Raw genomic sequence first — 14,116 nt, 5'->3', positions numbered from 1 at the left:
CTCTTGTGTGTGAGTAAGAGATTGGAGGCTTGCCAGGTGAACGGCACACAGATGGCCGGAGTACGGACCCCGCATTGGAAGAAAAAGATTAGGAAAAGCAAATACTTGTATGCGATGTTTGCTTTGCCCGCGATTTATTTCGTGTTGTTTCATTTCATTCCGATTTTCGGCAACGTTATCGCATTTCAGAACTACAACGTGTTCAGCGGGTTTATTAAGAGTCCGTGGGTAGGCTTCGAGCATTTTAAAGTGTTTTTGTACGACCCTTATTTTTGGAAGCTGGTACGCAACACGCTTATGCTCAACCTGTACGGTCTGCTGTTTAATTTTCCGGCGCCGATCATACTTGCGCTGCTGCTGAACGAGCTGCGGGCGAAGTTTTTCAAAAGATTCGTGCAGTCGGTGGCGTATTTGCCCCATTTCCTGTCCACGGTCGTCATCTCCGGGATGCTCGTCAACTTTTTGGCGCTGGACGGGATGCTTAACCGGCTGATCGAATGGTTCGGAGGGGATCAGATTCAATTTCTGATCGAGCCTTCCTGGTTCAGGACGATTTATACCGCCTCGGATATTTGGCAGCAGGTAGGCTGGGGGACGATCATTTACTTGGCCGCGCTTACGGGCATCGACCCGCAGCTGTACGAAGCGGCCCGGATGGACGGAGCGAACCGGTGGAAGCAGACGCTGCATGTGACGCTGCCGAGCCTCGTTCCGGTTATTACGATCTTGTTCCTGCTTGCGATTGGCAATTCGCTGTCCGTCGGCTACGAGAAAATATTGCTGCTCTACAATGGAGCGACGTATGAGACGGCTGACGTCATCCAGACGTATGTGTACCGGAGAGGGCTGCTCGGAAGCGATCTCAGCTTCGCCTCCGCCGTAGGCCTGTTCCAATCGGTCGTTGCCTATATATTGGTCGTGGGAGCGAACCGGTTCACGAGATGGCTGGGGGGGACCAGTCTATGGTAAAAAGCGGTGGTGCAGTTAGGTCCCGTTTCCACAAAAGGCGTATTTCGGTGTTCGATATCGTCAACGCCCTTCTGATGATCGGCGTCGTGTTCCTGATGCTGTATCCGCTGTACTATATGGCGATTATCTCGATCAGCTCGGGAGGGCCGGTCAGCCGGGGAGAGGTCGGATTTTATCCGGTCGATGTGACTTTGAAAGCGTACGAGATCATTTTCTCCAGCGCTCCGATCGTGCAGGCGTACAAAAATACGCTGTTGTATACGTCCGTCGGCGTAGCGATCAATCTGGCGATGACCGCGCTATGCGCCTATCCGCTTTCGCGCAGTCATTTTTACGGCAAAAACATATTCGCGATGATGATCGTGTTTACAATGTTTTTCGACGGGGGCATGATTCCCCGCTATTTGGTGGTCGACAGTCTCGGCTTGCTCAACTCGCTGTGGGCGATTGTGCTGCCGCCGGCCATCAACGTCTTCTATATGGTCATGATGCGCACCTTCTTCCAGGCGGTTCCCGATGCGCTGATCGAATCGGCCCATATCGACGGGGCTAACGATTGGAAAGTGTTCCTGAGAATCGTGCTTCCGCTGTCGGCGCCGCTCTTTGCGACGATGACGTTGTTTTACGCCGTAGGACACTGGAACAGCTTTTTCTCGGCATTGATCTATTTGAACGAAAGCAGCAAATATCCGATTCAGATGATATTGCGCAATATTGTCATCCAGGGCGACATGTCGGCCCAATCGACGGAGATGAGCGGCGTGGTAGGTACGCTCGTCGTCGACCAAAATATTAAATATGCAGTCGTGATGGTTGCAATCCTGCCGATACTTGCGCTGTATCCGTTCCTCCAGAAATATTTTGTCAAAGGCTCCATGGTGGGCTCGTTGAAAGGCTGATTGAACGAAATCAGAAGGGGTGTTTTCGAGATGAGATCGAAGAAACGGGTACTTCCCGCGACACTGAGCGTATTGCTGCCTGCGGTAGCGATGCTGTCGGCTTGCTCCTCCTCCACCGGGAACGGGAAAGCCGGCGAAGCGGACGGTTCGGCCGCCAAGACGCCGGAAGCGAGAACGATTACGGTGATGAGAAGCGACAGCTCGATTCAGCCGGTGCTGAAAGACTCTCCCGCGCTGAAGCAGATATTGGCGAAGACGAACGTGAAGGTCAATATGGAAGGCGTGCCGAGCAGCGATTACGAGGCGAAAAAGAAGACGCTGATCGCCACCAACAATATTCCGGACGTGCTGCACGTATCGCGGACCGATATTACGAACTACGCGAGCACAGGCATCTTCCTGAATCTGTCTCCGCTTATCGACAAGCACGCGCCGAATTTAAAGAAACGGCTGGAGAGCGAGCCGGAGGCGAGCAAGCTGAAAATCGACGGCAACTTCTACGGCTTTCCGATCATGGCACGCAAGTCGGTGGCGGCGAATGTGGGCAACTTCCCGATGATCCGTACCGATATTTTGCAGGAGCTGGGCTTAAAGGCGCCGACGACGTTCGAAGAGCTGTACGAGGTGCTGAAGGCGTTCAAGGCGAAGTATCCGGACTCGTATCCGTGGACGATGCGAAGCGGCTCGCAATACAATTTGCGGTTCCTGGCGTACGCGTTCGGCAGCGGCTTCTCCATCTATTACGAGCCGAAGTCGGATAAGTACCTGTACGGTCCGGCGCATCCGGAATTCAAAGAAGTGATGACGTATTTGACCAAGCTGTACAAGGAGAAGCTGCTCGATCCGAACTTTACGAACTTGACGGCTCAGCAGTGGCAGCAGAACCTCAGCTCCGGCAAGTCGCTGTTTTTCTACGACAACTACACGTTTGCGGTTAATTTCAATGCCGCGCTGCAGCAGGTCAATCCGAAGGCGAAGTTCGACATGCTGCCGATCTTCAAGGATGCATCCGGCAATAAGCGGAATTATATGGACAATCCGTCCAGCTTCAATTCCTATGCGATCAGCAGCAAAGTGAAAAATCCGGAGGAAATCGTCAAGCTGTTCGACTGGATGTATTCGGACGAAGGCGCGGATATTACCAATTTCGGTACACCGGCCGAACATTTCACGAGGTCGGGCGACAAGGTGACGATTACTCCTAGCCTGATCGACCAGTTCAAGGATAAGCAGGATCCTTATCGGGCGATGCAATCCTTCTTGGGAACGGGACTGCTGGCATTCAGCACGTTCACCGACGATACGCCGATGCTGACGATCTCTCCGCCGGAGCTGAAGTTATGGTCCGACAGCGTCAAGCAGCAGAAGGATCGCAAGGAAGTTATCGAGAAGCCGCTGGATCCGCCGTTCACCGAGGAAGAACGGGAGAAGCTGAAGCAGCTTACGACGAAGGTGGACACGATCGTCACGCAGAACGTCGATAAGTTCATCCTCGGCAGCCGTCCGCTCAGCGAGCTTGACGCGTTCGCGAAGGAAGTCGCGGCAGGCGGGGCAAGCGAGATCGAGGACATTTACAATGCCGCATGGAAACGGATGAAATAAAAAACGGCAGAGCAAGCACATAGTGTATAGCAGGTAAGCTTCCGGACATAACGGACTGCCGTCCGATCGGGTTCCGATAAAGGAAGTCCGGGCTGTCAGCAGTCCGTTGTACGGGAGAGAACTTGCCAAACGGCGGTTTATGGAGGTTTCGATAAGGATATGGATATCCGTCTGTTGAACGGCGGCGATATGAAGGAAGCGATTCTGCTTGTCGACCAGACGTTTCGCAATGACGACCGCCCTTCGCTTGCGGTTTCGTCGCCGAAGTTGTTTTCCGGCAGCCTGGGTCAGGCGGTCGGCGGTTATGACGAGGGGAGGCTCGTCTCGTTCGCCGGGCTGGTACCGTCGTTGATCCGGATTGGGGATGCGCGTCTGCAGGTGTATTCGTACGGTGCGGTATGCACGCATCCCGACTTCAGGGGAAGAGGCTGCGCCAGTCTCATTCTGGACTATGCCAAACGGCATATCGCTAAAGCCGGGGCCTCCCTGCTGCTCGTCTCGGGCACCCGTTCCTTGTACACGGATGCGGGCTGTCATCCGTTCGGCGAGTTTCGCAGGCACACGGTGTCTGCCGATCGGACGGAAGCGCTCGCTCCCCGCTTGTCTCCGGGAGTACAGTGCAGGGTGGCGGATGCAGCGGACTGGTTCCGGCTGCAGGAACTGTCCGCTTCGAGGTCTGTCCATTACGAGCAGAGCGTATGGGACTTGGCGGACCTGCATGCCGCGGCTGCGGTAACGTCGATGCAGCGGATGAAGCAGACGACGCTGATCGCCGAACGGGACGGCAAGGCCGTCGCCTTCTGTGTGCTGGCGCTTTTGCGGGACGGAGTCGATTACGGAGCCCGCAACAGCTATGTGCTCGAATGGGCAGGCCGGGCGGAGGACGTTTGTTCGATTGTGCTGCACGCCCTCGCGAACGGGCTGGCGGACAAACTCGACATTACAGTCGGCTGGCAGGAGGAAGAGATGGAGCGGCTGCTGGCCGGAGCCGGCACGTCTGCGGATGAGTGCAATTCGGGCACCGTTCACATCGTGAATCCGGCCGCACTGCTCGAACAGCTTCGCCCGCATTGGGGCCGGGCAGCCGACAATGAAGGAGACGTGCCGCAGGTGTGCGTCGGCGAAGACGGCACATACATCATCGCGATCGGCAGTTGTAAAAAAGTTGCGCTGAATTCGGCTCAACTGACCGCGCTCCTGTTCGACAAGCAGCCGGAGGAGCTTGCGCCGGACCGGGAATGGCTAGAGGCGGCCTCCGACTTCCTGCCGATTCCGTTTCCCTATACGAAAGGATTGAATTACGTGTGATGGAGGACATTCATGAAAACAGTCATCGTCTATAAAGAAGCGGGAAGATACGCCGGCTGGCCGGCCAACTACGGCATCTGGTCGTGGGGCGACGAGATCGTCGTCGGTTATACGCTAGGCTATCATAGCACGGAGGGCGGGTTTCACGCCCGCGACAAAACGAGGCCGTTCGTCGCCATGCAGGCGCGCAGCCTGGACGGAGGGGAGAGCTGGCAATCGGTCGAAATGCCGGTTCGCACCCCGGGCAACAAAGGATTGTCGGCGGGGGAACACTCCGATTCGCAGGCCGGAGAGAACGGAGGGGGGAACGAACCCGTTCCCGTGGAGCAGGCGATCGACTTCACCCATCCGGATTTTGCCTTGATGTGTGCGAGACAGGATTTGACGGGCGGCTCGAGATCGTGGTTTTACACGTCGGCCGATCGCTGCCACTCGTGGGATGGACCGTTTGCGATCCCGATGATGGGGCAGATCGGTCTGGCCGCGCGCACCGACTATCTGGTGTCCGGTCAGGACGAATGTCTGTTTTTCCTTACGGCGCCGACGGCGGAAGGAACGGAGACCGGCAGTCGGGTATTGTGCGCCCGCGCGTCGGACGGCGGCAGGACGTTCGAGTTCGTCTCCTGGATCGGCCCCGAATCGGGCAACGGCTTCTCGATCATGCCGGCCAGTGTCCGGTTATCGGATACCGACATCCTGGTCGCCACGCGCGAGCGCAGAACGGGCGAAGACAACGTGTCGGCCAACTGGATCGATCTGTACCGCTCATCCGATAACGGGGCGACGTGGACGTATGTGTGCCGCCCGGTAGCCGATACGGGACACGGTGGCAATCCGCCGACGTTGACCCGGCTGCACGACGGACGGCTGTGCATGACGTATGCATACCGGAACGCGCCGTATGGCATGAGAGCCAAGCTAAGCGCGGATGAAGGGCAAACCTGGGGCGAGGATATCGTCCTGAACGCCACGGCGGGAAGCCACGATATCGGTTATCCCCGTACGGTGCTGCACGAGGACGGGACGCTCGTCATCATCTATTACTACAATGACGAGCTCGGCGGAGCCTGCTATATTGCGGCGACGTTGTGGAAGCCCTGACCTTGATGGTCTGCAATACGATATTGGCGTGCGATCCGAAGGCAAGAAACCTTACAGAAATGGTTCTGTAAGGTTTTTTGCTTTTTTGTTTTTTACCGCCGGCATTCCGGTTCACCTCATCCTATGATTTAGTAATCTATTTACAGTTGACGGGAACGCCGATTCAAAAATCCGGCGATAACGGGCGTTTTCTCGTCTCCGACCTTACACAAAGGTGTGGCTTCGGTTTTGTAAATCGATATTTAATTTGATGGCATCATGCAAATATGATAAACTTCACCCATTACAAAGCCCGATTCGTTCGGGAAAGCGGTTTCAATTGAAGATGAAGAAATTCCTTACATTTCTAGACGAGGAGGGCCTTGCATGATTCGTCGCCGCAAAAGTGTCTTTTTGACGTTATGGTTGTCCTACATCGCCATCCTGATCATACCCGTGTCCGTATCCTTTGCACTTTACACGAGTATGGAGAAGACGATGGTTGAGAATGCGAGCCGTTCGAACCTGGCTATGCTGGAGCAGGTTCGTCAGATCGTCGATAACCATCTGCAGGAAATCGAGCAAATCGCCGTTCAGATCGCCACGCATCCGAAGCTTCAAACGTTGTGGACGATCCGGGACAGCGAAAAATATATCCAGTACGAGGAAGCGGTCAGGGCGCTGATGAATATCGGCAAAGGCTCCGGCTTCGTCGACAGCTTTTTTATTCATATGAGGGACGAGGATATTATACTCACTTCGCGTGTAAAGACGGATGCGGAAACGTATTTTACGAAGCTGTACCCGTATGCCGACAAGACGCTGGAGCAGGTGCGCTCCGATCTGCTGTCCGGCTATCATTTCAAGACGTATTGGCCGGTAACCGCCATGCTGGACGGCGCTACCCGGAGGAACGTGATTCAGAGCGCCGTATCGTTACCGCTTGGAGAAGCGGAAAATGTATGGGGAACGCTCATCATGACGATCGGCGAGGAGCAGATTTACAACTTGCTGAAGAAAATCGAGTGGGTGAACAGCGGCTCGATCTATATTTTGGACGATACGGGTCAGGTGATTTTGTCGACTTCAGGGAACTATGAGTTCTCGGAGCGGCTGCGCCAAGAAATTGCCGGAGGGAGCGGCTACCAGTCTTATTCCGACGGCGGCAAAGACAGCATGCTCTCGTATACGACCGGACAGAGCGGGTGGAAGTACGTATCGCTTGTCCCCGAAGCGGTCGTCCTGCAGCGCGTGAATGAAATCGAGGTATGGGCGATTTCGCTGCTTGCTTTTGTCGTCATTGCCGGAACGGTGGCGGCGTATTGGATGGCCTACCGCAGCTATAGTCCGATCCGCGATATGGTATTCGCCCTGATGAACGGAAATCCGGCGGACAAAGCTCCTGTTCTGGGGAATGAGTATGAGTTCATCAAGACGTCGATCGCCGAGACGATGGCCGAAGGCAAGGAGCTCAAGGATAAGCTGGAGGGGCATATCCCGGTCGTGAGGGCGTATTTTCTGTCCAGACTTTTGAAGGGACAAGCCGAACCGGAGGCGATGGAGGAGGAGTCGCTTCAGTTTATGGGCGTCCGGTTTCCTTATACGGACGTATGCGTCATTTTGGTCGAGGTGGATGAGAGCAGCGAGTTTATAGCGGATGGAAGCGAACGGGAATGGGCGCTTATCCGGTTTATTTTGTTCAACCTGAGCAGCGAGCTGCTAGGTGACCTGGGCTACGTGACGGAGACGGACCGCAACCGGCTGGCGCTGCTGATGAATGTGCCGGATGACGGAGAAGAAACCCGGAGCGAGCGCGACCGGATCATCCGGGAACTGAAGCGGGTAACCGAGGAGCGGTTCCGGATGCGAACGGCCATCGGCGTCAGCTCGGTCCGTTCCGGCTTGACGGAAATCGGCCGGTGCTACGGGGAAGCGTTGTCCGCACTGGACTACCGGATTATCCACGGATCGGGAACCGTTATTTTATTTGACCAGATTCGCGAAATCGAGCGCGGGTACTATCATTATCCGATCGAGACGGAAGCACAGCTGATGAATTATATGAAAAGCGGCGATTACGAGGAAGTCGTCCGGCTGCTGGACGGATTATATGAGCACAATGTGGCGGCCCGCAGCATTACGCCGGAGCTGGGCAAGACGCTGCTGTTTAATCTGCTCAGCACCGTTCTGAAGGTGATGAACGCGTTGAAAATCGACGCCAGGCAATTGCCGGGCATCGATTCCGATCCGGTGAAGCATATTATGAGTAGCTCCTCGGCCGAGAAGATGCTGGGCCGGATCAAGGAGCTGAGCCTGGCGATCTGCGACAGCGTCCGGGAAGCCCGGACCGATCAGAGCGGGCGGCTGAACGAGCGGCTGAAGCAATATATCGAGGAGAACAGCGCGGACAACGGTCTCAGCCTGACTTCGATCGCAGACCATTTCGGGATGACGCCGCAGTATGTGTCCGGTTTTTTCAAAAAACAAAACGGAATCAATCTGACCGATTATATGGTCGAGGTTCGAGTGAGGGAAGCGAAGCGTCTGCTCGCCGAAAGCGGGCTGACCGTTCTGCAAATCGCGCAAAAAGTCGGCTACGCCACCGACATCGGTTTCATCCGGGTGTTCAAAAAACTGGAGGGCATCACCCCCGGCAAATACCGGGAAATGCTTGCCCAGCAAGGCGATGTGAAGGATGGTTGGTCCGGATGAAAATCGGTTTATGCCCGATATGAAGGGCGGTTTACGTCCTGAGCAACGGATTGTAGGCAGTAAGAGCAGGCTCCTCTATAGTGAAATTGCAAGCGGAAACGCTGACGCAAAACAAATGTATAGGAGGGTCACCAAGATATGGTTAGAAAAATGAAAGTGCTTACAACGAGTCTCGTAGCAGTTTCGCTCATGGCAACCGTACTTGCAGCTTGCGGAGGTAAGGAAGAAAAGCCGGGAACGGCGAATCCGGCACCCGCTGCCGGAGGGGAAGCGCCTAAAGATGTTTCTTATCCGAAATCGGTCAGCTACTGGGTGTCCCTGAATTCAAATGTCGGTGCTACCATGAAAAGCTTCGGTGAAATCGCCGCTTATAAAGAATTGGAGAAAAAGACGGGCACGAAGGTCGAATTCCAGCATCCTCCGGTCGGACAAGAAAAAGACCAGTTCAACCTGATGCTCGCCTCGGGAAAGCTCCCTGACGTTATCGAATATACTTGGGGCACGGCACCGAAAGGGGCGGACAGCTTAATTAAAGAGAAGCGGATTATCCGCCTGAACGAGCTGATCGACAAGCATGCGCCGAACTTGTCCAAAGTATTGAAGGATAACCCGCAATTCCGCAAATTGATCACAACGGATGAAGGCAATATTTACGTGATGCCGTTCCTGCTCGGCGACGAATTGCTGGCGATCGTTAACGGTCCGGTCATTCGGAAAGACTGGCTCGATAAATTGAATTTGAAAGTGCCGACCACGATTTCCGAATGGGAGACGGTGCTGACCGCTTTCCGCGATCAGGACCCGAACGGCAACGGCAAAAAGGACGAAATTCCGTACTTGTTCTCGATAGCGGACAATGAATATAACCATTTGTTCGTAGGCGCTTGGGGCATCGGCATGGATTTCTACAACGAGAAAGGGAAAGTGAAGTACGGACCGATCGAGCCGCAGTTTAAGGAATTTTTGGCTACGATGAACAAATGGTACAAAGCCGGGCTGATTGATCGGGACTATGCGACCACGGATGCGAAGCTGAAGGATGCGAAAGTGACGAACAACCAGCTGGGCTCGTTGTCGGCTTATCCGGGAAGCGGCATCTCCCGTTATACGACGCTCGTGCAGTCGACCACACCGAATTTCTCTCTCGTCGGCGCTCCGTATCCGGGCCTGAAGGCCGGCGACAAGCCGCTCGGCCAATACCAGTTCGCGTTCTCCGGCATCGGAGCCGCGGTCTCCGCAACAGCGGCGAATCCGGAGCAGATCGTCAAGTGGCTGGACTACAAATACGGTCAGGAAGGCCACCTGCTGTTCAACTTCGGTATCGAAGGCGAAAGCTACAAGATGGAGAACGGCAATCCGAAGTACACGGATCTCATCATGAACAACCCGGATAAGCTGCCGATCACGCAAGCGATGGCCAAGTATTTCATCGCCAGCTGGAGCGGTCCGATCGTTCAGGACAAACGCTACATCGAGCAATATTTCACGATGCCGGAGCAGCGTGATGCCCAGAAGGCATGGATGACGGCCGACCATTCCAAGCAGATGCCGCCGATTACGTTGACGGCGGAGGAAAGCTCGAAGACCGCTTCGATTATGAACGACGTCAAAACGTACCGCGACGAGATGATCAACAAATTCATCATGGGCGCGGAGCCGATTGAAAACTTTGATAAATTCGTACAAACGATCAAGAGCATGGGAATTGAAGAAGCCATCAAGGCACGGCAGGCAGCCCTCGACCGGTTCAACAACCGGAAGTAAACGTTCCAATCGGAAAACCTACCGCGATAGGCGGGAGAGCGGCACGATCTTGAACGTCGCCTCTTCCCGCCTGCGCAGCAGGTGTGCAGCAAGATTACATCCATACTAGGATTAGACAGGAGGGCCCGTTATGTCCGTTATGCCCAAAGCCCAGTCCGGCCCCCCGAAGCCGGTCGACAAAAACAGCTTCAAACACCGCTCTCTGCGCGATTTGAAAATAAACAAGTACGTGTACTTGATGCTTATACCGGTAATTACGTATTATGTAGTGTTTTATTATGTGCCGATGTACGGCCTGCAGATTGCGTTCAAAGATTTCTCGCCGGGGCTTGGCATGTGGGACAGTCCATGGGTCGGCTTCCAGCACTTCGAATCGTTTTTCAACAGTTACTACTTCTGGCGGCTGCTGCGCAACACGCTGCTGCTTAGCTTATACGAGCTTTTGTTCGCTTTTCCGGCATCGATCATTTTGGCCTTATTGCTCAATGAATTGCGCAGCGCCGCCTTGAAACGCGTCGTCCAGACGGTAACGTATATGCCGCACTTTATCTCGATCGTCGTCATCTCCGGGATGCTGGTCGATTTCCTGGCTCGGGACGGTCTGATCAACAACGTGCTTGCCTGGTTCGGCTTCGAGCCGATCGCCTTCCTGCGCGAAAGCAGCTGGTTCCGGACGATTTTCGTCTCCTCGAACATATGGCAGAACATCGGTTGGGGCTCGATCATTTATTTGTCCGCGATGTCGAGTATCGATCCTTCGCTGTACGAAGCTTCCCGAGTCGACGGCGCAAGCCGGTGGAAACAGACGCTGCACGTTACGCTTCCGGGGATCATGCCGACGGTCGTCATCCTGCTCATCCTACAGATCGGCAGCTTCATGTCGGTCGGCACCGAGAAAATTCTGCTTTTGTATAACAGCACGACGTATGAGACGGCCGACGTCATCGGCACGTTCGTCTACCGGAAAGGGATTCTGGAGTCCGACTTCAGCTATAGTGCCGCCGTCGGTCTGTTCAACGCCATCATCAACTTCACGCTGCTCGTGCTGGCCAATGCCATCAGCCGCCGTACCAGCGACAACAAGCTTTGGTAAGGGGGCGGGGACACATGATTAGACGGAGTATAGGGGAACGCCTGTTTGACGGGGCTAACGTTACATTCATGATTTTGTTATCGGCAGTGACGGTGTATCCGTTTCTGTACGTATTGTTCGCATCGCTCAGCGATCCGTCCTGGGTCGTGCAGATGCGGGGACTGATCTGGTACCCGAAAGGATTTACGATCGAGGCGTATAAGCTCGTATTCGCCAACCCGTCGATCCTGACCGGTTATGTGAACACGCTGATCTATGTCGTATTCGGTACGGCGTTGAACATCCTGATGACTTCGCTGGGGGCGTATGCGCTGTCGCGGCAGTCGGTGATGTGGAAAAATCCGCTTATGTTCATTATCGTCTTCACGATGTTTTTTAACGGGGGGCTGATCCCGACCTACCTGCTCATCAACGAGCTTGGCATGCTCGACAGCCGCTGGGCACTCATTATCCCGAGCGCGATGAGCGCTTATAATCTGATCATCATGCGGACCTCGTTCCAAGGCATACCGGTCAGCCTGGAAGAGTCGGCCAAGCTGGATGGCGCGAACGACTTCACCGTTCTGTTCCGCATCGTGCTGCCGCTGTCCATGCCGGTCGTGGCGGTCATGATCTTGTTCTACGGCGTCAGCCACTGGAACGGCTGGTTTAACGCGCTGATCTACTTGCGTACGCGGGATCTGTATCCGCTGCAGCTGATCTTGCGGGAAATTCTGATTACGAACAGCACCGACTCGATGATGACCGGAGTAGGCGGGGCAGACAAGATGCCGATCGGCGAGACGATCAAATACGCGACGATCATTGTCGCTACCGTGCCGATTCTGCTGCTGTATCCGTTCCTGCAAAAGTATTTCGTCAAAGGCGTTATGATCGGGGCCATTAAGGGGTAAGAGGCCGGCACCCGGCGAACAGGCTTCGCTTACTGGAGTTCAACAAGCTCTGGAAAGCGAAGCTTTTTTGTTGTTTAGGGAATTAGGCGGCTTGCCCAGCCCGATTAAACCGCAGTGATTTTCTGCCGTTACCCTTTACGTTCCTAGTCCCGGTTGAGTAATATTAGTCGTATACGTTCTGTGCTTAGCTTTTGATAGCGGGGCGGGGGATATGAATCGGGCACCTGTATCGGAGAGGAAAAGGAAAGGACGAAGCTTCATGGATGTAGGAAAGGCAAACTCAGCGGGTAAATGGATCGCCCGGCTCCTCGCGGTGTGTGGTATCGCTTTGTTTGCATGGATGCTGTGGCACTCGTATGCGAGCGCAAGCTCCTATTTCGAGTCGGGGCCGGTCACGGTGCTGCTTCTGACGGCAGGCTCGGCGGCAGCCGTACTGCTGCTGCTCGGGGCTGCCATGCGTTATGCCGGGCGCGGAGTGTTTCTGGCTGCGGTGCTTGCCGTTGCGATCAGCGCGAGACTTATATGGATCGTTACAGTCGATACACAGCCGGTATCGGATTTTCTCGATATGCACTCCGGAGCTTTGAGCGCGGCTGGCGGCGATTTCTCGTTCGGGACGAATGACTATTTCACCCGGTGGGTGTACCAGATCGGATTTACGCTTTACGAAGCGCTGATCATTACAGGGTTCGGTACGGAACTGATCGTACTGAAGCTGTTTAACGTGTTGTTTCAGGCGGGAACGGCAGTCCTCGTTTATTTGTCGGCGGCCCGTACGTTCGGGGAGACGGGCGGGAGAGCGGCGGCGCTGCTGTACGCCGTATACGTGCCGAATATTATGATGTGCTCAGTGCTGACGAACCAGCATATTTCCGTCTTTTTCTTCTTCCTTGGCGTTTATGTGCTGATACGCCGGGGCTTGGGCGGGAAGGCGGACTGGCTTGCCGTCGGGCTCTGTTTCGGTTTCGCCAACCTGATGAGGCCGCTGGGCAGTTTTTTTGTAGTCGGCTTGGTTGCTTATATCGTGCTGTTTAAGCTGCTGCCGGGTTTCCGCGAGAGGAAGTGGGCCGCACTGGCCATCAAGACGGCCGGAGCGGTCGCCGTCTACTTCATCGTGCAGCAGTCCGCGAGCTTCGCCCTCGTGCAGACTGGCGTCACTTCGTACCCGTTATCGAATCAGGAGCCGTACTGGAAGTTTATGATCGGTCTGAATCCGGATACGAACGGGGGCTGGTCGTACGACGATACGATGTATGTGCTGCAGTTCCCGCAAGGCGAGGAACGGAATCGCGCGGAGCTGGAGCTGCTCAAGCAGCGTCTGGCCGATAAGCGGCAGGTCGGGGCGCTGTTTCTCAGCAAAGCGAAGTCCATGTGGGGGGCGGAAGATTCGGCTCCGATGTGGAGCATTCCGGAACAGAACCGGCCGGCTTTGCAAAAAAAGCTGATTCAGACCGAGCGGGTGCAATACGTCCTGCTGGCGTTTTTCGGCTTGATCGCTATGACCGTGATGGCGTACCGGGGCGCAAGCGCGGAAGCGTCCATATTCGTGCTGCTGCTGCTCGGTTATGCGGCGCTCCATATCGTCATCGAAGTTCAGACGCGATACCGGTTCGATATTTTTCCGTGCGTGTTCATCCTGCAAAGCTTGGGTGCCGCCGTGCTGCTTGATACGTTCAAGCGGAGGCCGCGGGGCGCAAACGAAGCTCCGTCTGTCCGGTCTTGACCGGGAGGCGGGGCTTTTTGGTGATAAAACCGATCCCATCCTTCATTTCGTATTGCCGGTGCTTGCTTGTATA

General features: G+C 55.0%; 10 protein-coding genes. All 10 read left to right on the top strand.

Annotated features, from left to right (window positions below; translation table 11 throughout):
• The first annotated feature begins 36 nt into the window (after positions 1-36).
• The 10 genes from AC3Y2E_RS13345 (at position 37) to AC3Y2E_RS13300 (ending at position 14,043) form a co-directional block, all read left to right on the top strand.
• Complete coding sequence (locus tag AC3Y2E_RS13345; protein WP_379210970.1) at positions 37-969, top strand: ABC transporter permease; 933 nt, start codon at positions 37-39, stop codon at positions 967-969.
• Positions 970-1,016: 47 nt separating this feature from the next.
• Entirely contained in the window at positions 1,017-1,868 is an 852-nt protein-coding gene (locus tag AC3Y2E_RS13340) for a carbohydrate ABC transporter permease (protein ID WP_379210968.1), read from the top strand.
• A gap of 30 nt (positions 1,869-1,898) precedes the next feature.
• On the top strand, positions 1,899-3,470 hold the full coding sequence (locus tag AC3Y2E_RS13335) for an extracellular solute-binding protein (protein ID WP_379210966.1): 1,572 nt from the start codon (positions 1,899-1,901) through the stop codon (positions 3,468-3,470).
• Between the two features lie 159 nt (positions 3,471-3,629).
• On the top strand, positions 3,630-4,778 hold the full coding sequence (locus AC3Y2E_RS13330) for a GNAT family N-acetyltransferase (RefSeq protein ID WP_379210963.1): 1,149 nt from the start codon (positions 3,630-3,632) through the stop codon (positions 4,776-4,778).
• A 12-nt stretch (positions 4,779-4,790) separates the two neighbouring features.
• Positions 4,791-5,879, top strand: a complete 1,089-nt coding sequence (locus tag AC3Y2E_RS13325; protein WP_379210961.1) for a sialidase family protein — start codon at positions 4,791-4,793, stop codon at positions 5,877-5,879.
• 366 nt (positions 5,880-6,245) lie between these two features.
• Entirely contained in the window at positions 6,246-8,570 is a 2,325-nt protein-coding gene (locus AC3Y2E_RS13320; protein ID WP_379210959.1) for a helix-turn-helix domain-containing protein, read from the top strand.
• Between the two features lie 138 nt (positions 8,571-8,708).
• A complete protein-coding gene (locus tag AC3Y2E_RS13315) occupies positions 8,709-10,334 on the top strand; it encodes an extracellular solute-binding protein (RefSeq protein WP_379210957.1) in 1,626 nt (541 codons plus the stop codon).
• A 130-nt stretch (positions 10,335-10,464) separates the two neighbouring features.
• Positions 10,465-11,427 carry an ABC transporter permease gene (locus AC3Y2E_RS13310; RefSeq protein WP_190923674.1) on the top strand — a complete coding sequence of 321 codons (963 nt, stop codon included), beginning with the start codon at positions 10,465-10,467 and terminating at the stop codon, positions 11,425-11,427.
• Positions 11,428-11,441: 14 nt separating this feature from the next.
• Positions 11,442-12,320: a carbohydrate ABC transporter permease gene (locus tag AC3Y2E_RS13305; RefSeq protein ID WP_190923673.1), complete on the top strand. Its 879-nt coding sequence runs from the start codon at positions 11,442-11,444 to the stop codon at positions 12,318-12,320.
• A 259-nt stretch (positions 12,321-12,579) separates the two neighbouring features.
• Positions 12,580-14,043, top strand: coding sequence for an ArnT family glycosyltransferase (locus tag AC3Y2E_RS13300; RefSeq protein ID WP_379210954.1), 1,464 nt, complete (start codon positions 12,580-12,582; stop codon positions 14,041-14,043).
• Positions 14,044-14,116 lie beyond the last annotated feature (73 nt).

Source organism: Paenibacillus sp. MAH-35 (assembly GCF_058135425.1).
Note: the sequence above shows the minus strand (reverse complement) of the source record. Positions and strands in the feature narration are given on the sequence as shown.